18 protein-coding genes and 5 pseudogenes are annotated in these 22,409 nt (G+C 68.7%); 9 read left to right on the forward strand and 14 right to left on the reverse strand.

What is annotated here, in order from left to right:
* Nucleotides 1-121 precede the first annotated feature (121 nt).
* Complete coding sequence (locus ACFY1U_RS34240; RefSeq protein ID WP_390698023.1) at nucleotides 122-832, reverse strand: SDR family NAD(P)-dependent oxidoreductase; 711 nt, start codon at nucleotides 830-832, stop codon at nucleotides 122-124.
* 21 nt (nucleotides 833-853) lie between these two features.
* A complete protein-coding gene (locus ACFY1U_RS34245) occupies nucleotides 854-1,834 on the reverse strand; it encodes a DUF4331 family protein (protein ID WP_390698024.1) in 981 nt (326 codons plus the stop codon).
* A gap of 305 nt (nucleotides 1,835-2,139) precedes the next feature.
* Here ACFY1U_RS34245 and ACFY1U_RS34250 point away from each other — a divergent pair, with 305 nt between their 5' ends.
* Complete coding sequence (locus ACFY1U_RS34250) at nucleotides 2,140-2,859, forward strand: SDR family oxidoreductase (RefSeq protein ID WP_390698025.1); 720 nt, start codon at nucleotides 2,140-2,142, stop codon at nucleotides 2,857-2,859.
* Here the strand turns inward: ACFY1U_RS34250 and ACFY1U_RS34255 are convergent.
* Nucleotides 2,849-5,641, reverse strand: a complete 2,793-nt coding sequence (locus ACFY1U_RS34255; RefSeq protein ID WP_390698026.1) for an ATP-binding protein — start codon at nucleotides 5,639-5,641, stop codon at nucleotides 2,849-2,851. The two genes, ACFY1U_RS34250 and ACFY1U_RS34255, sit on opposite strands and share 11 nt — an antisense overlap.
* Before the next feature lie 198 nt (nucleotides 5,642-5,839).
* On the opposite strand from ACFY1U_RS34255, the gene ACFY1U_RS34260 reads away from it, so the two are divergent.
* Entirely contained in the window at nucleotides 5,840-5,980 is a 141-nt protein-coding gene (locus ACFY1U_RS34260) for a hypothetical protein (protein ID WP_390698027.1), read from the forward strand.
* A gap of 15 nt (nucleotides 5,981-5,995) precedes the next feature.
* On the opposite strand, the gene ACFY1U_RS34265 is transcribed toward ACFY1U_RS34260, so the two are convergent.
* Nucleotides 5,996-6,205 carry a glycoside hydrolase family 125 protein gene (locus ACFY1U_RS34265; protein ID WP_390698029.1) on the reverse strand — a complete coding sequence of 70 codons (210 nt, stop codon included), beginning with the start codon at nucleotides 6,203-6,205 and terminating at the stop codon, nucleotides 5,996-5,998.
* 502 nt (nucleotides 6,206-6,707) lie between these two features.
* Here ACFY1U_RS34265 and ACFY1U_RS34270 point away from each other — a divergent pair.
* Nucleotides 6,708-7,514: a hypothetical protein gene (locus tag ACFY1U_RS34270; RefSeq protein ID WP_390698030.1), complete on the forward strand. Its 807-nt coding sequence runs from the start codon at nucleotides 6,708-6,710 to the stop codon at nucleotides 7,512-7,514.
* A gap of 657 nt (nucleotides 7,515-8,171) precedes the next feature.
* Here the strand turns inward: ACFY1U_RS34270 and ACFY1U_RS34275 are convergent.
* A pseudogene (locus tag ACFY1U_RS34275) lies at nucleotides 8,172-8,758 on the reverse strand (PHP domain-containing protein); the annotation flags it as partial.
* A 325-nt stretch (nucleotides 8,759-9,083) separates the two neighbouring features.
* A complete protein-coding gene (locus tag ACFY1U_RS34280; protein ID WP_390698031.1) occupies nucleotides 9,084-10,205 on the reverse strand; it encodes a PP2C family protein-serine/threonine phosphatase in 1,122 nt (373 codons plus the stop codon).
* A 233-nt stretch (nucleotides 10,206-10,438) separates the two neighbouring features.
* On the opposite strand from ACFY1U_RS34280, the gene ACFY1U_RS34285 reads away from it, so the two are divergent.
* Nucleotides 10,439-10,666, forward strand: coding sequence for a hypothetical protein (locus ACFY1U_RS34285; protein ID WP_390698032.1), 228 nt, complete (start codon nucleotides 10,439-10,441; stop codon nucleotides 10,664-10,666).
* Nucleotides 10,667-10,778: 112 nt separating this feature from the next.
* Here the strand turns inward: ACFY1U_RS34285 and ACFY1U_RS34290 are convergent.
* A pseudogene (locus ACFY1U_RS34290) lies at nucleotides 10,779-11,036 on the reverse strand (transposase); the annotation flags it as partial.
* A 174-nt stretch (nucleotides 11,037-11,210) separates the two neighbouring features.
* Here ACFY1U_RS34290 and ACFY1U_RS34295 point away from each other — a divergent pair.
* The gene (locus ACFY1U_RS34295; protein ID WP_390698033.1) at nucleotides 11,211-12,014 is read left to right on the forward strand and encodes a maleylpyruvate isomerase family mycothiol-dependent enzyme; all 804 of its coding nucleotides are present in this window, start codon (nucleotides 11,211-11,213) and stop codon (nucleotides 12,012-12,014) included.
* A gap of 253 nt (nucleotides 12,015-12,267) precedes the next feature.
* Here the strand turns inward: ACFY1U_RS34295 and ACFY1U_RS34300 are convergent, their stop codons facing one another.
* From ACFY1U_RS34300 to ACFY1U_RS34310, 3 genes and pseudogenes are all read right to left on the reverse strand, one after another.
* Nucleotides 12,268-12,957 (reverse strand): hypothetical protein, encoded by a 690-nt coding sequence (locus ACFY1U_RS34300; RefSeq protein ID WP_390698034.1) that lies wholly within the window; start codon nucleotides 12,955-12,957, stop codon nucleotides 12,268-12,270.
* 195 nt (nucleotides 12,958-13,152) lie between these two features.
* Nucleotides 13,153-13,279, reverse strand: a pseudogene (locus ACFY1U_RS34305) (Tn3 family transposase); the annotation flags it as partial.
* Nucleotides 13,280-13,399: 120 nt separating this feature from the next.
* Nucleotides 13,400-13,699, reverse strand: coding sequence for a hypothetical protein (locus tag ACFY1U_RS34310; protein ID WP_390698035.1), 300 nt, complete (start codon nucleotides 13,697-13,699; stop codon nucleotides 13,400-13,402).
* Between the two features lie 954 nt (nucleotides 13,700-14,653).
* Between ACFY1U_RS34310 and ACFY1U_RS34315 the strand changes: the two genes are divergently transcribed.
* The gene (locus ACFY1U_RS34315; RefSeq protein ID WP_390698036.1) at nucleotides 14,654-15,085 is read left to right on the forward strand and encodes a hypothetical protein; all 432 of its coding nucleotides are present in this window, start codon (nucleotides 14,654-14,656) and stop codon (nucleotides 15,083-15,085) included.
* 52 nt (nucleotides 15,086-15,137) lie between these two features.
* Here the strand turns inward: ACFY1U_RS34315 and ACFY1U_RS34320 are convergent, their stop codons facing one another.
* The 4 genes and pseudogenes from ACFY1U_RS34320 to ACFY1U_RS34335 all read right to left on the reverse strand — a co-directional run bounded on the left by ACFY1U_RS34320 (nucleotide 15,138) and on the right by ACFY1U_RS34335 (nucleotide 20,160).
* Nucleotides 15,138-15,728 carry a DinB family protein gene (locus ACFY1U_RS34320; RefSeq protein WP_390698037.1) on the reverse strand — a complete coding sequence of 197 codons (591 nt, stop codon included), beginning with the start codon at nucleotides 15,726-15,728 and terminating at the stop codon, nucleotides 15,138-15,140.
* 769 nt (nucleotides 15,729-16,497) lie between these two features.
* On the reverse strand, nucleotides 16,498-16,941 hold the full coding sequence (mscL, locus tag ACFY1U_RS34325; RefSeq protein ID WP_115912821.1) for a large conductance mechanosensitive channel protein MscL: 444 nt from the start codon (nucleotides 16,939-16,941) through the stop codon (nucleotides 16,498-16,500).
* A gap of 1,289 nt (nucleotides 16,942-18,230) precedes the next feature.
* Nucleotides 18,231-19,286, reverse strand: a complete 1,056-nt coding sequence (locus tag ACFY1U_RS34330; RefSeq protein ID WP_390698071.1) for a PP2C family protein-serine/threonine phosphatase — start codon at nucleotides 19,284-19,286, stop codon at nucleotides 18,231-18,233.
* Nucleotides 19,287-19,351: 65 nt separating this feature from the next.
* A pseudogene (locus ACFY1U_RS34335) lies at nucleotides 19,352-20,160 on the reverse strand (IS5 family transposase).
* Nucleotides 20,161-20,222: 62 nt separating this feature from the next.
* Between ACFY1U_RS34335 and ACFY1U_RS34340 the strand changes: the two are divergent.
* From ACFY1U_RS34340 to ACFY1U_RS34350, 3 genes and pseudogenes are all read left to right on the forward strand, one after another.
* Nucleotides 20,223-20,582 carry a hypothetical protein gene (locus tag ACFY1U_RS34340; RefSeq protein ID WP_390698038.1) on the forward strand — a complete coding sequence of 120 codons (360 nt, stop codon included), beginning with the start codon at nucleotides 20,223-20,225 and terminating at the stop codon, nucleotides 20,580-20,582.
* A 426-nt stretch (nucleotides 20,583-21,008) separates the two neighbouring features.
* Nucleotides 21,009-21,461: a DUF5707 domain-containing protein gene (locus ACFY1U_RS34345; protein WP_390698039.1), complete on the forward strand. Its 453-nt coding sequence runs from the start codon at nucleotides 21,009-21,011 to the stop codon at nucleotides 21,459-21,461.
* Between the two features lie 567 nt (nucleotides 21,462-22,028).
* Nucleotides 22,029-22,169, forward strand: a pseudogene (locus tag ACFY1U_RS34350) (LysR family transcriptional regulator); the annotation flags it as partial.
* Nucleotides 22,170-22,409 lie beyond the last annotated feature (240 nt).

Here is a 22,409-nt window from a genome sequence, read left to right on the forward strand (position 1 = left end):
GACCGGTCGTCGGTGGGCCCGACGTGCCCTGAGCCTCACTCCCGCCATGCTCCGTCTCCGACCGCCACCCATGCCACGACCTGTTGTCTCCCTGCTGGTAGGCACGGCCTCCCACTGCCGCTCAGTGACCGGCGCTCCGGCCTCCGTCGACGTGCAGGGTCACGCCCGTCACGAAGGACGCGGTGTCGAGGTAGAGAACCGCCTCGACGACGTCCCGCACCTCGCCCATTCGCCCGAGCGGATGCTTCTTCGCGAGTTCCTCGTCCTCCTCCGGGTGCATCGGGGTTCTGATGATGCCCAGCGACACCGCGTTGCTGCGGATACCGCGTGCCGCGTACTCGATGGCGAGGGACTTGGTGGCGGACTGCAGGCCGCCCTTGGTCAGGGAGGTGAGCACGGAGGGTTCGGTGGAACTGGCGTAGTCGACCAGGCTGGTGGTGACCTGGACGAGGTGTCCGCCGCCTTGGCGGAGCATCTGCTCGACGGCGAGCTGGGTGATCCGGAAGAAGCCGGTCAGGTTGACGCCGACGATCGCCTCGTAGTCCTCCCGGGAGTACTCCGTGAACGGCTTGCCGATGAAGAGGCCGGCGTTGTTGACCAGGGTGTCGATGCGTCCGAACCGCTCGGTCGTGGTGGCGGCGAGGCGCTCGGCCGTGGCGGGGTCCGCGATGTCGCCGCGGACGGTGAGGACGTCCGGGTCGTCGGCGGCAGAGATGCTGCGGGAGGTCGCGACGACCCGGTGCCCGAGCTTGCGGTAGGCGTCGACCAGGCCCGCGCCGATGCCCTGCGACGCACCGGTGATGACGGCGACCTTCTTGCCGGAGATGTTCATGATCGGCAACCTCGGTCCTGATCACCGGTGAGGCGGTCCGAGGTAGGGAAACTCGGTCAGCATGTCGTCGTGCGGCGACAGCCCGTCCGAGATGACCTTGCCGTGGGTCAGGAAGGACATACGGGCGCTGAACACGTCGTCGGTCAGGCTGCGGCCGTTGGGGTAGACGGCGGGCCGGTCGCGGTCGTAGTGCAGGACGTCCGGCAGGACGGAGGCGGCCGCCTCCGTCGCCTCCGCGGCCGGATAGCCGTTCTCCTGAAGGAGTTGCGACCACGGCTGCAGATACGTCGCGACGTCGTCCGCGGGGTGTCCGGCGTTGTACCGGTCCTTGGCGTAGTCGGGATTGATGAACGGGTTGATGGTCGGGTTTCCGCCGCGGTCCACCTGGACCAGCGTGCCGTCGTGCCGCACGCTGACGGTCGCCCACACGGAGATCGCCGGGTCGGGTCCGAGCATGTCGTCGGGCGCCTGGAGGGCGATGCACTGCACGTCCTTGCCGGCGAACGAGTCCTCGCCGGTCCAGTCGAAGCCGTGCAGCGCGCCTTCGGCATCGGCGAAGAAGGGATCGCTGCGCACCCCCATGAACACTTCGCAGTCGCCCGCCGGAACGGGGTGCGCCGTCGCGTCGAAGCCCACCGGCACCGCCGAGGCGATCACCTCGCCTGCCGGCTCGATCCGCCGGGCGTCGTCGCCGGTGGCGTAGAAGACCGTGCCCACCTGCCGGTCTGATTCCGCCCTCGTGAAGACGGTGGAGAAGGCGGCGTCGGCCTGGTTGTCCCCGTCGCTGTCGATGTTGATCCGGTACACCGCGTCCGGGTGGAACTCCGGGCTCATCAGGAAGGGCGGAGTGGCGCTGAGCCCCGTGGTGAAGGGGTTCACGTCGATGATCAGCGTCGTCCTCCCCGAGGCGCCGGGCGTCGGGAAGACGTACAGGTCGGTCAGGTCCAGGCGTGCGTCGTCGCCGGGGAACTTGAGGTAGGCCGCACTGAAGTGATTGGACATGCCGTCTCCCTTCCACCACCGCGAGGGATCCCGCGTGGCTGGCCATCTCCAGCCTCACGCCGCGCCGAGCCTCTCGCGCCCGTGGAAGTCACTGGTTCACCGCCCAGCAGAGGCGGGGGCGGCGGCCCATGCGATGGAGAGCACGGGCCCGTCGGCGCGGCAGCGGCCCCGGCGGGCGCCCTGGGCGGCCGTGGGCCAGTGAGTACCACGGGCGCGAGAACGGCCGGACCGTCCGAGACTGGTCCGGAGGATGTGTCCCCGCACCACCGGCTCGCGCCCGCCGCGCGGGCCCGTAGGGAGGACCAGTGAACGATCTGTCGGGAAGCACGGTCGTCGTCATCGGCGGCAGCTCGGGCATCGGCCTGGAAACGGCACGCCAGGCACGCGCGTCCGGCGCGAAGATCATCATCACCGGTCGCGACCGGGCGCGGCTCGATACCGCGCGGGACGAACTCGGAGCCTCGGCCGCGACCCTCGATCTGAGCGACCCCCCGGGACTGGAAAGGTTCTTCGGCGAGCTGCCCGCACCGGTCGACCACGTCCTCGTGACGGGTGGCGGGCCGACATACGCGTCGATCGCCCAGATGGACTTCGAGCAGGTCCGGAGCGTCTTGGAGGAACACCTTCTGGGCTCGCTGCGCATCGCACGGGAGTGTGCGACGTGTGTCGCGCCCGGCGGATCGCTCACCTTCGTCACCGGCACGTACGCCCGTCGTCCCGGCGTGGGTCTGAGTGTCGCGGCCATCGCGGCCGCCGCGCTCCCGGTCATCACGGCGAACGCCGCCCTGGAGATCTCGCCGGTCCGGGTCAACGCGATCGCCGCGGGCTTCGTCGACACCCCGCTGTCCGCACGTCTGCTCGGCGAAGCACTCGAGGAGCGACGGCAGCAGCTCCGCGCCACCCTGCCGATCCGACGCGTCGTAGGGCCGTCGGACGTGGCCGGACTGGCGCTGCACCTGATGACCAACACGGCACTGACCGGGGCGACCTACGACGTCGACGGCGGCCAGCAGCTCATCCCCTGAACCCCTGCTCCGGTGCGGGCTCGTACGCGCTGCGGGGCAGGGCGTCGCGGAGCTGCCTGCGGGAGGTGATCGACAACTTGGTGAAGATCTTCCGCAGATGCCACTCGACCGTCCGCGGGCTGAGGAACAGCCGGGAGCCCACCTCCGGGTTGGAGAAGCCGTCGCGCACGAGCAGCGCGATCTGCTTCTCCTGCGGCGTCAGCTCGTCCCCCGAGGTCGTCTCCAGCCTGTGCTTGCGGATCGACTCCCCGCTGGCCAGGAGTTCCCGGCGGGCTCGTTCGGCGAACGCCTCCATCCCGATGGCCGCGAACATGGTGTACGCGGTCCGCAGATGCTCGCGTGCCTCGACCCGTCGGCGCTTACGGCGCAGCCACTCGCCGTACACCAGATGGGTCCGCGCGAGCTCGGGGCGCAGGCGCGTCCGGGCCAGCCGTTCTATCGCCCTGCGGTAGAGGCCGTCCGCGGAGGCACCGTCACTCAGCAGGGCCCGGCAGCGGGCCAGGATTCCCTGCGCCCAGTCGGTGTCGCACGGTTCCGCCGCGTCCGTGAGCCCTTCCAGAGCCCCGCCGGCGGCCTTCGCCTCGCCGACCCTGACAGCTGCCTCCACGAGCTCGGGCAGGACCCAGACCGAGACCCACAGTTCGGGGATCCGGGCACTGGTCTGCGCGGCGGCCAGTGCCCGCTCATAACGGGCCAGGCCGTTGTAGAGCACGGCGGCCGACCACTGGGCCACGGTGACCCCCATCAGCCGGCCACTCGCGCCGGCGTCCTCGACCGTGGCCGAGATGAGGGGCTCGACGTCGGCCGTACGGCCCCTCAGCGCACCGAGGCGGAGCTTGACGTGCGGGGCGATGGGAACGCCGATCGCCGCGGCGACGGCGTCCGCCTCGTCGACGATCGCCGCGGCCCCGGGGAAGTTCCCGGTCCAGGTGGTGGCCATTCCCAGTGACGCGAGACAGAACGGGAGCTCGGTGAGGGCGCCCGCGGCGCGCACCACGTCGACGGCCCGGCCGTACATGGTGCGCATGGCCCGGTCGTCCCAGACGGCCGCGCTGACCCCGTTGGCCACCCAGCCCCACCTGAGAAGGTCGTGTGCGGGCAGATCCGCGAGCGCGGCGGCCGCACGCTTCAGGACGGGTACGGCGGCGGCGCGGCCATCGGTGACCAGCAGCGCGTAGCCCTCGGTCACGAGGTCGAGGGCACGGGGCGGCGCCGTCGACCGCGGCAGCTCTCCCATGGCCTGGGAGATCGCCCTGAGGCTGACGGCGTCGGCGGCGACCAGCGCGGAGGTGCCCCACGCGAGCAGATAGGTCTCGCGGGCGAGGTCCGCGTCGAACCGTTCGAGTCGTTGCGCGGCCGTGAGCAGCAGCCCTGGCGCGTCACGGTTGAGGCCGGCCGCGAAGGTGATCTGGCTGCGGACCAGGTGCGTCCGCGCGCGCTGGAAATCGCCCCAGGCGTTCTGGCCGGCCACGTCGACGAAGCGGCGGGCGGCGTCGAGGTCGCCGGCCTGGAGGCTGGCGCCCGCGGCCGCGAGAGCTCGCTCGGCGCGTCGCGAGGTGTCCACGGTCAGGACGACGGACCGCTGGAGGAACGCGGCCGCGGCGGCGAGTCCGCCCCGCGCCTGGGCCCGTCCGGCGGAGCGTTCGAGCTCGGCGGCGACCGACTCGTCCGGGCCGGCCGTGGCGGACGCCAGGTGCCAGGCCCGGCGGTCCGGGTCGGCCCGTGGGTCGGTGGCCTCCGCCAGCGCCAGGTGTGCCGACCGGCGCTCGCTCTCCGTGGCCGACCGGTACACGGCCGACCTGACCAGCGGGTGCCGGAAGGTCACGCGCAGGTCGAACGACAGTAGGCCGTCCGTGCCGTCGGCGAGTGCCTCCTCGGGTGTCACTCCGAGCTGATCGGCGGCGCGCCATACCAGGGCGGGATCGCCGACGGGGTCGGCTGCGGCTATCAGCAGGAGCAGCCGGGTCTGTTCGGGGAGGTCCTCGATCCGGCGCAGGAAGCTCTGCTCGACCAGGCCCGGGACGGTGTCGGTGGTCAGCAGTCCGAAGCCGCCCGCCAGCTGGGTCACGGACAGGGCGCGGGGCAGTTCGAGGAGGGCGAGGGGGTTGCCCCGGGTCTCCGCCACGAACCGGCTGCGTATGTCGTGGTCGAGGCGGGTGTGCGTGGCGGATTCGAGCAGGGTGTGCGCGGCCGCGCCCCGCAGTCCGGTGACTTCGAGGTCCGGCAGTCCGAGCAGATCCGGGGCGCGCTCACGGGCGCCGAAGACGAGGGCGATCGACTCCGCCAGGAGGCGCCGGGCGACGAAGCCCAGGACCTGCGCCGAGGCGCGGTCCATCCAGTGGGCGTCGTCGACCAGGCACAGCAGCGGGCGCTTCCGCGACGCGTCGGACAGCAGGCTGAGCACCGCCATGCCCACCAGGAAGCGGTCGGGCGGCGCTCCCGCGCGTATCCCGAAGACGGTCTCGAGCGCGGTGCGCTGCGGGGCGGGCAGGTTCTCCAGGCGGTCGACCAGGGGCACGCAGAGCTGGTGCAGTGTCGCGAACGGCAGCTCCCTCTCGGACTCGACGCCGACCGCGCGCAGCACACGCAGGTCGCCCGGCGAGTCCGTCAGGTGTCCCAGCAGTGCCGACTTGCCGATGCCGGGCGGCCCGTGGATCACGAGTGCGCGGCTCTCTCCCGTACGGACGGCGTCGACGAGCCTGTCGAGGACGGCGCACTCGACCTGGCGCCCGAGCAAGCCGACCTTGTCCCCGGGGCCCGGTCCATGCTCCGGATCCACCACGGTTGCCAGCTTTCGTCCCGATTGGTCCCTTGGTCTTCTTGCACGTTACAGGGGGAGACATAGCGGTCGGAAGCCTCACCGGCAAAGAAGGGGTCCCGCGGAGTCCTCCACCGTTCAGGTCGATACGTTCGCCTCCTGTAGGTAGCGTTGTCCTGACCGGCGCCGATGAAGCACCACCGCACCACCACAAGATCTCTCATGTGGTCTTCTACATGCTCGACCGAAGCTGCTCTTGCGTTTGGGCGCGGCGAGGCGAAGTTCGAGTCGCTGCTCCCCGAACAGGAGCGCTACGACGTCCACTTCGAGGACATGCCCGACTGGCGCTCGGCACCGAAGTGACGCGCTGACGTCCCCTCATCTCGCGGTGGCGTCAGTCGGCTGTGCGGGCCGCCCACCAGGGGAGTGTGCCGATCCGCCGACGCCCAGAGCGAGTTCGGCGTACATCGCATTGGCCCAGGAGAACCATGGGCGGGCGAACCGGCGCGGGCTGTCCTTGTGGAATGACTCGTGCATCGCTTCGGCCTGCGTCGGGTGTGTGGCGCCAATTGAGTCGACGGCTCCCATATCCGTTAGGGGCGCTGTGGCGGGTCTGGTCCTACGGAACCTCCCCGAGCGAAGAGCAGAAGGGACGCCCTTGCAGGGCTTTCCTCGATCAGGCTTGACGCTCTCGAAAAGCGTCGTACGGCCGGCCGCCAGTGCGCCAGCGGACAGATCGCAGCACCCGTGGCGGCTGCGAATCACCAGAGCATGTAAACCTCTGGATTGGCTATGGAGGTCGCAGCGGGAGTCGCGACCTGCACAGACGCTCGATCCCAGTCAAAGGAGCGGCCATGTCCTTCAACATGCCCGCGCCACGCTCCAGGCGCATGCTGGAAAGGCGGCGTCGAACCTACTGCGATTAGCTGCGGCGCACCCATCCGTGACACCGCCTGGGTACAGCCGCGGCACGTCAGAAAGTTCTTGGTGGCCTTTAGGGCGCCGGCGCCGAGCGCGCCTGCACGACCTCGCGCCCGAGTATGCCCCGAAGCCCAGGCTCGCCTTGATCGTGACTACGAGGAGGGCTGTGATGTCGGATCAGTTGAACGCCGCACTTTCGGGACGGGTCCCCACAGCGCTTGCCGAAGACGTCTCTCTCGCGACTCCACTGGCTGCGCCCCGCATCGCCGGTCGTGCCGCGGCTTCGGCAGCGCTCGGTACGTACCAGCAGGCGCTCGCCGCGCCTGAAGCTACTGTCCGGCTCACGGGAGATGAGGTGGAGGGGGTCGTCTACAGCGCGAGCCCCGGCGGACGAGAGACAGAGATCGTCGCGCTGGCCCGGCGCGACGCTGCGGGCCTGATTGACGCGATCGACGTCTACGGTCGGCCGTGGCCGTTCATGGCCATTCTGCGCGAAGTGATCGCGAAGACAGACCCCGCTCTCGCAGACCCGAGCCTAGGACCTGGACCGTATGCCCCGGAAGGGCCGCCACCGGTTTGGGTGGACCATCCAGCCGTCCCGCCGCTGGCGCAGGACGTCACCCTGTACTCCCCGATCCTGCGCGAAGAGCCGACAGGGAAAGCTGTCGTCGAGCCCGTCCTCAAAGCGGCGGCGCACAGTTTCAGAGACCTCAAGGTGCGTGCCGTTCTCGACATTGAGGGTCGGCCGGGATTCGCGGTGGTGATCGACGAATACGTGGACGGCGGCAATGTTCAGCAACTGGTCGAGATCTTCACGCTCAACGATGCGGGCGAGGTCGGAGGGATCCGAATCTTCACCCGGCCGTGGCTCGTGACCGCCCAGTTCCGTAACAGTATGTACGCCCTGCTGAAAGACACCCTCGGCCCCGAATTCTGGGAGGGGCCCGACGCGGAGGAACCCGTGCGCGCTCCATGACATGAGGCCCCGGCCGTGACTCAGGGACCGTCTCCTGGCGACATCCCACGATCTTTGACCAGCTTTCGTGCACGCTTCGTTGGGGGCGATCGCGATGCTGTTCTTCTCCTCGCATTCGGTCAGAACCTAAAAGAGCATCTCCGCGCCGCGGCCGTCGAGTTCGAGGTGTTGGGTGGGGGACGGGACGCCGTGCACCGTTTCCAGTGCCGGTTTTCCCGTCCCTGCCCGCCGAACCGGACGTGCCCGTTGGCCGAAGCGGGGAGGCCGGCCTGCTCAAGGGCGGGGGTCGGCAGCGTACCGACGCCACCCATGTGCCGGCCGCGGTCCGCACCCTCAGCCGCCTGGAACTGTCGGGGAGACGCTCCGGGCGGCCCTGGAGGAGTTGGCCGAGGCCATCGCCGAAGCGCTGCCTGTGCTTGACCTGGACGCTGGCCAGCAGCGCACGGTCCGTCAATTGGCTGCCGCGGTCCTCCTAGAAGTGGGGGAGGACCAACCTGATCACTCACGGTTGCGCGAAATGGGCCGTACCCTGCGCACCGTACTGGAAGGCGCTGCGGCCGGCGCGCTTACCTCGAGGATCCTCACCGTACGGGGCCCGTGAAAAGGTGAGCGAACGTCACGGGCTCAGTCCGTTGGAAGCCCCAGCTGGGAAGAATTGCGGACCGCGTTCGTCAGCACCGCGCGGACACCGAGCTGGTCGGCCAGGCCCACGGTCCGCGCAGCCAGGCGCAGCGACCCCGGGCCAGTGCCCGTACGTCCCAGTCACACCGCCTCCAGCCGCAGCCCGTCCCCGCCAGCTCGCGCCAGGGCGCGAGCAGTTGCTCGGCGCGGTCAGGGCGCCCGGCCGCCAGGGCCCGTACCGGTTCGGAGGAGGGCCCGAGAATCACCACCAGGTCCTGGTTGGCGAACTCACGCAAAGAGGGCCAGGACAGGATCGGCCGGCCGACGTCGGCCTGCGCGTGCGCAGCGGACACCAGGCGGCACAGCCGCGTCCACCCGGAGGCGTTCCGGGCGAGCAGCGTGATGCGCAGCGGCGGCTCAAGGACGTGCGCGCCGTCACGGACCGGCGAACGCGGGCGGCGCCGGTGCGGGGCGACGGCGACGTCGACGCCGAACACGGGCGGGATGCCGGCGTCCGAGCAGGCCTGGGCGAAGCGGACCGTGCCCGCGTCGGTATCCCGGTCGGTCAGGGCCAGCGCCGTCATCCCGCGCTCCGCAGCACGCTGGACCAGCGCGCCGGGCAGCGAGGCGCCCTAGCGGGCCGAATAGCCGGAGGCCACGTGCAGATGAGTAAATCCACCGCCCCGCACCTCTTGCCCCTCACGTACGCCCTGCCTGACCTGCGCCTCTCCAGGTACCCACCATACCCCAGAATTCGAGCAAATGTTCGATGTCTGTTCGCCGTCGACGGCGTGATCGCAGAGGTGGTGTGACTGAGCACGATAGGTGGACGTTGAGCACGCTGGTTGGCCCATTTGCGCGGTAGTTGGCCTATGTGCGCGGTAGCCAGCCCGCTGGCTGACCATCCTTCGAAAGTCGTTCCTCCCGGAGGTTGACCAGGACCGAAAATCAGAGGGCCAGGCGGCGGATCGCGACTGCGGCCGCGTCGTCGTCCAGGTGGCCGTGGACGTGGGCCAGAAGGTCGTCATGGAGAGCGCCCAGGAACTCGGCAGGGTCGTCATTGGTCCAAGAGGGCGCCCGGTCAGTGAGCTGGTAGAAGAGGTGGCCGGCGTCACGTGCCTCGATGACGCCGTCCGTGTACAGAAGGAGCAGGTCGCCAACCTCGAACGGAAACGTCTGGACCTCGTAGGCGGTCATGCCGAAGGCGCCGCCGAGTCCGATCGGAAGGTAGCTCGCCTCCGGTGTGAGGGCGGTGACGTGAGTGCCGCGCAGGAGCAGCGGCGGTGGGTGCCCGCAGTTGATGAGGTGGACGACCGGCTCGTGGTCGGGGATGTCGAGCAGGATCGCCGTGGCGAAGTCCTCGTCGGTGTCCTGTTCCGTCCCCGAGCGCCACTGGCTGCTGTCCCAGCGGAAGGCGGCGTCCAGGTGGACGGCGAGGCGGGGCAGGGTGGCCTGCCGATGGGCGGCCGCACGGAAGGCGCCGAGCAGCAGGGCGGTGTTGTTGATCGAGGCCAGACCGTTGCCGCGGACGTCGCCGATGAGGAGCCGGGTGCTGTGGTGATCAGTCCGCGCGGCCGCGTACAGGTCCCCACCCAGATCGGCTTCCTCCTCGGCCGGAATGTACAGGCCGGCGATCCGCAGCGGGCCGGCGCGGCCGGGCAAGGGCTGCAGCAGCACGCTCTGCGCCGCCTCGGCGACGGACCGCACCCGGTGCAGCTGTCGCTCACGCCGGTCCCGCAGCACGCAGATGCCGACACAGACGGCCGAGACGACGACCAGAGCGGTGATCTGAGCCTGGATGTTGGCGGAGGACAGGCTCTCCCTCAGCACACCGATCAGCACCTGGGCCGCCACCGCGAGCACTCCCATCAGAGCCGTCACGCGAGCGCCCGCGAACGCCACCGTGATCGCCGGCGCCGCCACCAGCAGAGGGCCGAGGTGAATGTGTGGCGGAGCCAACACGTCCACCACACAGACCGCGACGATCAGGCCCAGAGGGATCACCATCAGCGCGGGCGCGTGACCCGGCTGCCAGGACCGCCGGAGGTCCCGCCATGGTCGCAAGGACATGCCCCAAGCCTTCCACTCGCCTCCCCATTGCAGGAACGCGCCGCTCCGAAGGTCGTGTGCTGCGCATGACCACTGACGGCGCCTGCGCCCATGACGGCCTCCTGTCGATGGGGCGCCGTGCACGGCTCTGCTGCGCGAGGGGTGCTGGGCCACTCGCCAGCCACCCGGTGACGCCGGGGCCCCGAACTGTGCATGCATTTGACCATCCGGGCCACCTATCGTGCACAGTCACAGTGGTCGAGCTCGGGCAGGGAAAGATCGGCGGGGTGCTGACCAGCGTCCGCGCGGTACGGCGCCGGATCGGCCCGGACAACAACACCCGCGTGCTCGACCTCGACGACCGCGTACGCATCTACCGGATCGAGCCCGCCCTCGTGGAAGACCTCCGACGGGCGTTCGACTTTGCCGACACCCGGTCCGACCTGCTGCGCCAGGAGCCGGCCGCGTCCGGCAGTCAGTGACCTAGTAGTGCTCGTTAGATTCTGGTTCTGGTGAGGGGGCGGCCGCAGGTGGTGCAGGTGCCGGTCCAGCACTGCAGCAGGCCTTGTAATGCGTCGAGGACTTGGTAGAGGCTCAGGCTGTTGTGAGGGCTTTTGGGTCGTAGCGCCGCAGGGTGAGGAAGGTCTGGGCGGCGGTGACGAGGGCGATGTGGTGGTGCCAGCCGCGCCAGGTGCGGCCCTCAACGTGGTTCAGGCCCAGCCCGTGTTTGAGTTCGCGGTAGTCGTGCTCGATGCGCCAGCGCATCTTCGCGAAGCGCACCAGATCGGCGATGGGAGTGGTGGCGGGCAGGTTGCTCATCCAGTAGCCGGTGGGCTCGTCGGCTTCTTCGGGCTGGTAAACGGCGCTGAAGCAGGGCCAGGCAGTGTACGACCCGTGGATCGCGGACCAACTGGCCCTCACCGGGCTGTCCGCCCACTGACCTCCGGGGCCGATTCACCTTCGAGTGCGCTCCAGCCGCCACACTGATCGCGAGATCGAGTGCACGGCAAAGAACGGCGGCTGCAGATGACGACGAACCAGGCGGGGCACCCCCTGCCGTACGACACGTATTGTGAGGCGATCGGGAGGGAGACTCGCCGGTTCGCCGACGCGGTGCGCGACGCCGACCCGGCCGGCGCTGTGTCGTCCTGCCCCGGCTGGACCCTGGCCGATCTGACCCGGCACGTGGGAGCGCTGCAGCGCTGGTTCTGCGTCCTGTTGTCCCGGCGGGTGCAGGAGGTTCCCCGCGACCGGGACGTCGAGCTGAGGCTTCCCGAAAACGTGCGGGACTACGCCGACTGGCTGACGTTGGGCGTGCCCGCGGTGGAGGCTGTGCTGCGGGACACCGATCCCGGTGCGGCGATGTGGACCTGGGGCGCCGACCCGCATGCGCGGTTCTGGGCCCGAAGGATGCTGTTCGAGACGCTGGTGCACCGGGTGGACGCGGAGCGTGCCGTCGGCCGCGACGCCGATGTCGACCCGGAGCTGGCCGCGGACGGCGTCGACGAGTTCCTGGTGAACCTGCCGTACGCGGGGATCTTCGCGCCTGGGGTGACCGAACTGCGCGGCGACGGCGAGGTCCTCGCGTTCGGGTGCACGGACGCCGGTGGCACGGTCGGCGAGGAGTGGCGGGTGCAGCTGGAGCCGGACGGCTTCCGGCCAGTGGCGGGCGGGAGCGGCCCCGGGACGGCGGACTCCGCGGGGGTCCGGGCTCCGGCCGCGGACCTCCTGCTGCTGCTCTACGGCCGCCGGTCCCATCGGGAGCCGGTCTTCGAGGTATCGGGGGACACCGGGCTCCTGGACCGTTGGTTCGTGCACACGGCGTTCTGACCCGGGCGTCGGGGCTCGTGCGGGCCGGTGCTCATCCGGCCTTCGCCGGTGGTGGCTCCTAGGTCGGTGAGGCCCTGTGTGTCACGGGAGGCTGACGTAGAGACGGGCGCTGACATACGCCGGGAACGGGCCCTGCGTCGGCGGCCGCGGTGGCGTATTCCGGTCGGGACCCGGCCAGGGTGTGGCGGTGGTCGGCGGGGTGGGCGGTGGCGAGGGAGCCGTGCCCAGCCCAGCAGGCCGCGCCTGGTGGCGCTCATCCGCACGTGTCGTCGACGTCGGAGCCGATCACCGCGCTCAGGGCTTGCAAAGCGTCATCGTATTGGTGACGGTCGAACTGGAACGGACCGAATGCCACATAGTTGCGGCTCTTACGGTGCGGTTGCTCAAAGGCGTCCCAGGTCACGAAGTCGGCCGTCGCGGTGATGCGGGCCATGAGCGGCCAGCATCCCCACTCTCCGCATTCACAACCGAGAATGGGTGTCTTCGGCCCCATCGCGTTGGTGGACCGTCCGAGGAAGTGATCCTGCATCGGGCCGAACCGGAAGAACTCCGGGATCAGACCGCCATAGGCGTCACCTGCGGGCTGCATCCCGGCGGCGATCTCGAACCCGTCGATCAACTCGGTGAGTGGTACTCCGTCGATGCGGGGGACGATCACGAGCGGGCCGCCGTGGCCACGGTGTCGGCAGTCGAACCTGATGTCATTGCTGGTCATCCAGCGAGTGTGGCAGCGAAGCCGTTCCTTCCACCTGGGGGCTTGCGCTGTGGCTATGCCCGGCATGCCGAGGTCGATCGCCGTACCACCGGAAGCTCGTCGGCCCATCTGAGCAAGCTTGTCTTCTGCTCCAGCCAGGCTGATCCGGAGCCCTTCGACCTCCCCAGGCCAGCCCTCGCGCTCAGCTTGGACGATGCGGGCGACGAGGTTGTCGCGGATCTCCTCCAACCGGCTGCGCTGGGCCGGGTTCGGCCGGAGAAGCGAGCAACGAATGCAAGCGTGTTCATGGATGCAGGCGGTGCCGTAGGCGCGGGCGCAGGTGCCGCCGGAGAGTTTGCGGCGTTCGAATTCGCCGACGGCACCCCGTGCAAGCCTTGCCTCAGCTGCCCCTCGATGCGAACTATGGGCGGGCGGTCACTGAGGTTTGCGGTAGCCTGGTTCGTCGGCCAGGCGGAGGATGTGCAGGGTCTTGGCGATCCGGCCGTAGTGCGCAATCGCGTCGCCGAGCGGGGCGCCCGTCGCGCGGCAGCATCCGGATCACGTCGTAGGCGGTCCGCTCGTATAGCTGCCGTCACCGTCAAGTAGCGCTCACAGGAGGCCAGTCGCCAATCCTGTCGGGAGCTAGGCAGATGACCTGCGGTGATCCCCGGATGATTCGGCCCTAGCCCTATCACCCGTGGCAACGGCCAAGTGCCCAGTCCCGGTCGCTCGGCGTCGGCTCGGTCCGCCAACGAGCCCGTAGAACCCCGTCGTTGTCGGGCATGACAGCGGTGCACAGAGGTACACGTTCGCCCTCGTATACGGACAGGAGCGCGGCGGCCGAGGCACTGGAGATCCGGGCGGACAGTTCCGGAAAATCGTCCTCGTCGGCGATGCCGCTGTGGATGCGGCCGCTCTTGTCCTGCCATACGCCTTCGACGAGTCCGTCCTCGGGCAGGGCGCCGAGGACGGCGTCGATGTCACCAGACAAGGGGGCCAGACGGCCAGGCGGGCCCGGGGAGCCAGTCCGGCACGCACCGCTGAAATGGTTTCGCGGGTGAGCAGGTGCCACCGCGAGGCGCCATCGAGATACGTCTCCTCCAGGATTCCGGCGCAACCTGTGGCGGCGGCTCGGTGCACGTCGGACCAGAACTCATCATCTCCAGGCCGCTGCACGCCTTCCTCCTCGTCCTCGAAAGCGTACGGGGACACAACCATGCGTTCTCGGAACAGCCCGAGCCCGCGGGTGCGCTCCAGCGCCTCCTCGCAAGGCCGGCTGCTGCTGAGGTAGAGGTACTGGTCCCACCCCACATGGACCGCAAAGGTGTCCTCCACCTCCAGCCTGTCCGGACCAGCTCAGCTCGACCATCCGTGCCCGCATCACCACATCACGAGGCGCCTTGCGCGCCCGCGCCAGCCGATGCACGAGCCCTTCCTCGCTCTCGTCACGGCTCGGCCGTGCCCGTAACACCACCGTCCAGCACCCGCCCCCGAGCAGCCGAACAACCCCGCCACCAGGACACATACCCAGTGAAAGAGGAATCCAGCACTAGGTCGCCAGGCCTGATGGGGCTATTTGAAAATGGCTCTGGCCGCAGTTCCGTGACGGCCTACGTGCTCATGCCGAGTGCTGATGCTTGTGTAGGGCTGCGCTAGCCCGGAAACGGAGGCGTCCGCAGCGGTCCTTGTCTTCGTCGGTTGCGTGGTCGGCGCAACAGCAGTGCTGCGCCAGCCAGCGCAAGTCCTCTGGGGCAAGCCATAGAGGGATACGGCCTTGTGCGGCCTCGGCTTGGGGATCCGTGGGTTGTGGCGACTTCATGGGGCCCGACTGTATGCCCAGCTCTAGGAGCCTCACGGCCGGGCCTCGTTCGAACTCCTCCGAGGCCGAATCCGCACCCAGCCATGAGACCACGGAAGGTCCCGGCCGGCCCTCTACGCTTCTTACGTGCGCTATCTGGCAGAGTCTTTCGCCCTTGGGGCCCTGCGAAGGGGCCGACCAGTCGAGCAGTTTCTCGGTCCTGCCGGTTCACCTGAGCGTCTCGGCATCCGCTACGTCGAGGTCAGACCGGTCATGAACCGCTACGACATCTTCCTGCACACCCGGGAAGATGTCGGTCACGAGACCTTCGTCGATCTGGTCGAGTTCCCGCCCCTGGACCCCGACCACGATAAAGAGGAGTTCGGCCGCCTCGTCGCGACTCGCGACGACCCGCTCTCCGCCCTGACAGCCGCCGAAGAGGTCACTGGAGCCCTGCGCGGAAGGTGGGTCAACACCGGTGTGGTTCAGGATGAGTACCTCGATTACGTGAAGGCGGGACGCCCAGTCGACAGCTCACCCGAAGGGCTTCCCTGGCCTGCCATTCCGCCCTCCCGCTGACTCGCAACTCCGTTCACGGAACTGCGGCCAGAGCCGTTTTCAGGAATCGCCATCAGTGGCCGGGCTTGAGGGCGGCTGCTTTGGCGGCCCGCTCGATTTTCGCGATTTGGGCCTCCCAGACAGCCGTGTCAGGCTGCGGGGTCGCGCGTCCGGCTGTTGTCCCTGTCGAGCCGTCGAGCTGTTCGCGCAGGATGTCAGCGTGTCCGGCGTGCCGGCTGGTCTCGGTAAGCATGTGAACCAGGATGTTGAATAGCTTCACGTTGGGGCGTGGCCACCAGGGCACGTAGCCGGGGGAGTCGATGGCGAGCGCAGTGATCGTCGCGTCTGCGTGCTCCTGAGCGCGACGGTAGCGATCAGTGATCTCTTCGCGTGTCTCGTGCTCGGTCGCCCACATGTCGGCGCCGTGCTCTCCGGCGTCGTCCCACCGGGGCAGAGGTTCGGGGAGTGGTCGGTCGAAGACCTCCCCGAAGTACCGGGCCTCTAAGATCGACAGGTGCTTGACCAGGCCGAGAAGGTTGGTTCCCGTCGAGGTCAGGGGGCGGCGGACGTCGTACTCGCAGAGCCCGTCGAGCTTCCAGAGCATCGCCTCGCGAATCTCTCGCAGATCGCTGTGCAGGTACTCTTTCGCGAATTCATCAATCACAGGGCATGAGCCTGTCATGCACAGCCAGCAGGCTCAATCTGCGACCAGCGCTCGGAGCGGGCAGTCAGCTGTTGGTTGGCGCGGGTTTCCTCGGCCAGCTGGGGGGCGCCTTTCCGGGCGAGGTGTTAAGTCCACGCGGCAGTTCCGGCGTGTGCGTCGGAACCTGCAGTAGCGGGCGGGGCATCTCCCCGAGGGGGAGTCACAAACGGATGGCCCGAATGGCGTCGTGGGGGAGTGGCCTATGTCTGGGCGGGGTCTGTCCGAAGCCGAGCAGATGCTGTGGGATGCCTTTCCCGCCGGACACGTGGTTGATCTCGGCCTCGTGGCTCAAGGAGTTCCGACATCCGCGCCCTACGTCTCACCGTCTACGACATCGCCGACCGCCTGCGCTCCTGGAGCGGCAACGGCTGATCCGATCCCGTCCGGCCAGGAACTCGCGTACCGAGGGGGCGCTGCTCACCTCCGGCCGGACAGTCTCTTCCCAGAACCAGCCGTCGACGGCCATCCCCTCCCGCGTCCAGTCCCACATCAGCCCCGCACCCTCCTCGGCCCGGGAGACGTCCTGGCCGCCGCCTCCGGTAAAGACCCGGACCAGGTGAGCCTGCCGCCGGCTTGCCCGCGTCGCAGATCTCGCACAGCTCCGGGCGGACCGGGTGACCCTCGTCGTCAGACGAGAGGAAAGCGGTCGCCGCGAGTCGGCTGCAGGGGCAACCCGGCCAAGCGTTGAGTACCGAGGGTGTCCGACTGTCACCGGTCGATCAGGGGCCGGTCACCCGGCCCGTTGGGTTGTCTCCCCGGCCTGGGCGGGTACCGCGGGCAGGGGGACGGTGCAGGAGGCGCAGCGCCGGGCCTGGGCCGGGACGGGGCTGAGGCACTCGGGGCAGTCCCGTTTGGGGGCTTGGACGTCGTTGTGGGGAGCAAGACGCTCGTGCAGCTTGTTGATCGGGAGTACGACGAGGAAGTACAGGGCGCTGGCGAGGAGGAGGAAGCTGATCGCCGCGTTGATGAAGGCTCCGTAGGGGAACTTGGTGGCGCCTACTGTGAAGGTCTTGCGGGTCATGTCGCCTGTGGCACCGGTGGCCAGCCCCACGAGCGGGGTCAAAAAGGCGCTGACGAAGCCGTTGACGACGGCGGTAAAGGCCGCCCCGATGACGATGCCGACCGCCAGGTCGACCACATTGCCGCGCAGGATGAAGCTGCGGAAGCCCTTCACCTTTTCACCCCTTCAAGGCCCATGACTCGACGGGCGGCACCCCGGCCCCCACCCCGGATGCCCTGCTACGTCTCACCTATACCTACTGGGCGGCGGCACCACGGCCCGCCGCCGGCTCGCCGAGACCATGGCCGCGACGTTGGCCATCTTTTTGTCTTGCTCCGGTCATTCGGGCGGGTCGACCAGTGATTGGAGTTGCTGCCAGCAGTGGCGAACGTGCTGCTCAGCCTCTCGAACGGCGGAGGAGGTGTCGTCGGAAAGCGCGGCTGGAGATGATGGAGGCTTGTGCTTGCCGGTGTGGGGTGTGCTATGGCGACGCGGCCGGTGAACAGCGCGAGCGCGTTGTGTTCGGCCGCCCTGGTGGAGGACCGCTGCCCGGGCGGCCAGGACTGCGGCGATGACTGCTGCGGCTGTCAGCGCGACAGCCACTTGCTGATCGGACATGGCTGTGAGCGTCCTTCATACGGGTACTGGTCCGCTAGGGCCAGTACCCGTGCCGTACCGGCCCCACCGTCTCCTTATCCGCGTCAGGCCGGGGCAGGTTCCGTTGGCGCACCGACGGAATTCAATGACCTGGGAAAACGTGGGCTCGGAATGTGCAGAGGCCTCGCTCCGAAACGCGAAGGGTCTCGGTGTGTCTGCCGGGTGTTGGACTGGATGCGGCAAACGGTGACGACCGCGGTGCATACTGGCCGCGTGCGCCAAGTATTCGTCCATGAGGCGGTCGTGAGGATCGAAGCGGGCGGCGATGTGCGAGCTCTCGGAGCAGCCGTAACGGTCGCACTCTGCGGGAGCTGGGAGCTGGGAGCGCGAGCCGCCGTGCCCGCTCGCGCCCCACCACACCGCCACGCAGTCCTCCGGCGACGAGGTGCAACTACGGGTGCTCTTTGCTGCCGAACCTGCGGCTGAGGCCGAGGTCCGCAGCCGGATCGGAGCAGCGTTGTCCCGGGCCGGCTTCGACGGCCCGGACGGTGTCAGCACACACTGGCAGTTCCGCAACGCATGGCCCGGCGTTGTCCGGAGCGACGAGGCTGAGCACGCGGCGCGGCTTGTCCGAACCTGAACCCTCGGTCTTCTGCATTTCAGGTGTCGCGCCAGTTCGGGGTGGATTCCCACCACGCACGTTGACCAGCTACTTTCCGCCCTCGAGGGGTACCGAACGGACCCCGTGAGCGACAGGGGCCCCGTGTCAAGGGAGGCATGCCATCACTCCATGGACCGAGATGCCTTGGCCGGGGTGAGGATGAGGGAGTCGGGTGGCCTTGGGGGCGGGCACAGGGGCCCGGCGTTCAGACGGCCAGGCGGCGAATGGCGACGGCGGCCGCGTCGTCGTGGAGGTGTCCGTGGACGTGGGCCAGCAAATCGTCCTGGAGGTGGCGCAAGCGTTCGTCGGGGTCGTCCTTGGTCCACTCGGGCGCTCGTTCGGTGAAGGGATAGAAGATTCCGTCGGTGTTGCGTGCTTCGATGACACCGTCGGTGTACAGCAGCAGGTCGCCGACCTCGAATGGGAAGGTCTGGACGTCGTATGCGGTGATGCCGAAGACCCCGCCGAATCCGACCGGGAGGTGGCTCGCCTCGGCCGTGAGAGGAGTGAGCCGATTGCCGCGCAGAAGGAGCGGTGGTGGGTGGCCACAGTTAAAGAGGTGGACGACCGGATCGTGGTCGGGGATGTCGAGCAGTGTGGCGGTGGCGGAGTCCTCGTTGGTGTCCTGCTCCGCCGGTGATCGCCACTGGCTGGCGTCCCAACGGAACGCGCCATCCAGGTGGACGGCGAGGCGAGGGAGGGTGGCCTGCCGATGGGCGGCCGTGCGGAACGCGCCGAGCAGCAGAGCGGCGTTGTTGATCGCGGCCATGCCGCTGCCGCCCACGTCGCCGATGAGGAGCCGAGTGCTGTGGTCGGCGGTCCGTGCGGCGGCATACAGGTCTCCGCCCAGATCGGCCTCTTCCTCTGCGGGGAGGTACAGGCCAGAGATCCGCAGCGGGCCGACCTGGGTGGGCAGCGGCTGCAGCAGCACACTCTGCGCCGCCTCGGCCACCGACTGCACCCGGTGCAAGTGCTGCTCACGCCGGTCCCGCACCATGCAGATGGTGACACAGATGCTGGAGACGACGATCAGGGCGGTGATCTGGGCTTGGATGTTGGCGGTGGGCAGGACCCCTCTGAGTACGCCGATCAGCACCTGGGCCGCCACCGCGAGAGCCCCCATCAGTGCCGTCACCCGGGCGCCAGCGAAAGCCACCGTGATCGCTGGTGTCGCCACGAGCAGCGGACCGAAGTGGATGTGCGGCGGTGACAGCACATCGGCTACGCAGACCGTGACGATCAGCCCCAGTGGGATCACGATCAGCGCGGGTGTGTGACCCGGCTGCCAGGAACCCCGGAAGTCCGGCCGTGGTCTAACTGATCGTTTCAGAGTGCGGTGCGCAGTCGCCTCAAACAGATGATGCTGCAGGCAAGTTGAAGGAGGCCCTGGTGGAGGTCGGCGCGTATCTCGTAGCGGATGCGGAGCCGTTTGAACTGGTGGAGCCATGCAAAACTCCGCTCTACCACCCAGCGGATCTTGCCCAAGCCAGAGCCGTGTAGGGCACCTCGGCGAGCGATCTTCGGAGTGATCCCTCGGCCGCGAAGGAGTCGCCGGTACTTGTCGAAGTCGTAGCCGCGGTCGGCGAACAGCTACTTGGGCCGGTGTCGGGGACGCCCGCGTTGGCCGCGGATTCGGGGAACCGCGTCGAGCAAGGGGATCAGTTGGGTGACATCGTGTCGATTTCGGCCGGTCAGCGAAACCGCGAGCGGAGTGCCGAACTGGTCGACGATCAGGTGATGCTTACTGCCGGGACGGCCACGGTCGACCGGCGACGGCCCAGTGTGAAGCCCCCTTTGAGGGCGCGGACATGCGAGCCGTCAACGGCGCATTTGTCCATTTCCAGCAGGCTGGCGCCTCGGAGTTCGGCGAGCAGGGCGGCGTGCAGCCGGGGCCAGATGCCGGCTTCCGTCCAGTCCCGCAAGCGGCGCCAGGCTGTGACACCGGAGCAGCCCACCACCTGACGGGGCACGTCGCGCCAGGCCACTCCGGTACGCAGCACGTAGAGGATGCCGGTCAGGGCGATGCGGTCGGCTATCCGATGCCGTCCCGCATGCCGGTGCCGCCGCTCAGGGTGTCGCGGGAGTAATGGAGCCACGCGCGCCCACAAGTCATCAGGCACAAGATCGCCGTTCATGGCGGGAAGCGTGCCAGAAGAACGCAGTTGAGGTGATCCGTTCAGCCTTGCACACTCGTCCGGTGAGTCACAGCACACAGCCGGGCATCTGGGACGGACCGTGGTACCGCGTCCACACGGAGCACTTCGAGGCAGCATTCCTGCCGAACGCGGGCGAGGGCCTGGAGGCCGTGGACAACGTCGATGTCTTCGTGGACCTCAAGGACGGCTCGCGCTGGAGCGCGACCATGATCACCCTCGCCCAGGTCGAGGTCATCATGGCGAGATGGGCCGAAAGCGGGGAAGCCCTCGGAGGCCGCTACTTCTGGTGCTCAGACGGACTCATCGTCCGGGACGCCGGCATCAGCAACATGACCGAGGTCCTGGTCGGTCTGGCTGAGAGCGGCGAGCTCACGCAAGTCCTTCACCGCCTCGATGACTGACCGCGGTTGCCTCGGCCGGGCAACCGCATTCTGAAACGATCAGTAAGGGCCATGACCTAAGCGTCCCACCTGCTTCCGCTCACGGGGATGTGCGCCGTCGAGATAGTCGAGAGGGGGAAGGGCTCTCGCCTGGTAGTTGACCAGGCGAGGGGTCCTGGTGTGCCGCCGTAGGGCGGATCAATCGCTTCGAGCGTCACTGTGTCTTGGCCGCGAGGTTCGACATGTTCGTCGTCCGCCACGAGGCGAGCGCGCGGGTTGCGGTCCTCAGGACCCTGGGTGATCGGCTGGTCGGACCGGCTCGATCACCCAGGCCAAGTTGAGTTTCCGTACTCAGGTCCGGGACGGCTTCGCATCGCGAGCATCGGTGCAGCGGCGTGGTCGAGAGCGCCGGGTTCCGTCAGCCGAGAGAGTTACGGAGAACTCGCCATGTCCCGTCGTATCGCCCTGTCCGTCGTCGCTGGTGCTGTCGTCCTGGCGGGTGCCGGGGCCTTCGCTCTCGCGTATGCCGGGGATCAGACGCCCGCCCTCGCGCACAACACCACCCACTACACCGCCCCGGTCGGCGAGCGGGACGGCTCGTTCACCTTCTCCACCAAGGTCACGGCGTCCTCCGGCGTCAAGACCCTCAAGGTGTTGGCCTGGCCCGAGAAGTCGGGACTTGCTGCGAAGCAGCCGACCGCCAAGGAGATGGCCCATGCGGAGTCGGCCCGATGCAAGCCCGCCGGCGCGGACACCGTGCGGTGCGTGTACACGGCCGCGGTGACCGCTGCCGAGGCCGCTTCATCCCCGCGCGGTTCCTGGCATGTCGCCGTTTTCGCCACTGCTAAGGACGGCACCACCACCCTGGACACCAAAGCGGCGGATTTCACCGTCGGCTGACCGGACTTTCGGAAGGCAGCCGGGGCACTCTGCAGGTTCTTGGAAGCTGTCGTACCGTTCTAGCGCGGCTCCAAAGGCGAGCCGGAGGGAACGTGGAGACGTAAGGTGCAGACTCGAGTCTGCAGGGTCATCGAGGAGATCCAGCGCCTCACCGACGACGACCACGAGTACTTTCACGCATCCAGCACGTACTGCCGAGATCAGGAGGCGGCAGTACGTGCGCCTGCTGGTGCCCCGCTGGCACTGCTGTGCGATGAGTTCAAAGCAGCCCCCGCCGCCACGTGCCAGCTCAACAACCCTGTGGCGCCGACCAAGCCAGCCGCCACGCGCGCCACCCCGACCATCCCGATCGGTCCAACTTCTCTTTACTTGCTCAAGACGCGCGCTCCGCCGCGCCGGGCGGCTCTGGCCGCCTCGGCCGGGCGTGCGGCCTTCGGCCGGTCCCGTCCGGACGGCCAACCGCCCGACACACCCAGCCCGCCAGCGAGTGTGCCGACCACCCCATGCACACCAATCCGGGAGCTCGGTGGGCTAACGAAGCCCGCCCGTACCCAGACCCGACGAGGCTCGCAGCCCGCGCTGAGCAAGCAGATCCGGGCGCTGAAGCGGCAGTTGGGGGTGGAGCTGCTGCGGCGCGACCGGCACGGCGTGGCGCTCACCGCGGAGGGCGCGGCGCTGCTGCCGCACGCCCGGCGGGTGCTGGACGCCTGTACGCGCTGTTCACCGGCGACACGAGCGCATGAGCCCCGGGGTGGCCGCCCGCCTGGCAGCTAGCCGGCCGCCCCGGTTTCCCATCCCACGAAGAGACAGGACCGCCATCATGGCACCGGATTCAAGAAGCCGATCGACGCCGATGACGAGCGGCTGCAAGGCCACGAGACCACATACCAGACCAGTGGAGGCGGCTACTTCCCGCCCACCGCGCAGCAGCGCGCCAACGAGGAGGTC

The organism is Streptomyces sp. NPDC001351, assembly GCF_042896045.1.
GTDB lineage: Bacteria > Actinomycetota > Actinomycetes > Streptomycetales > Streptomycetaceae > Streptomyces.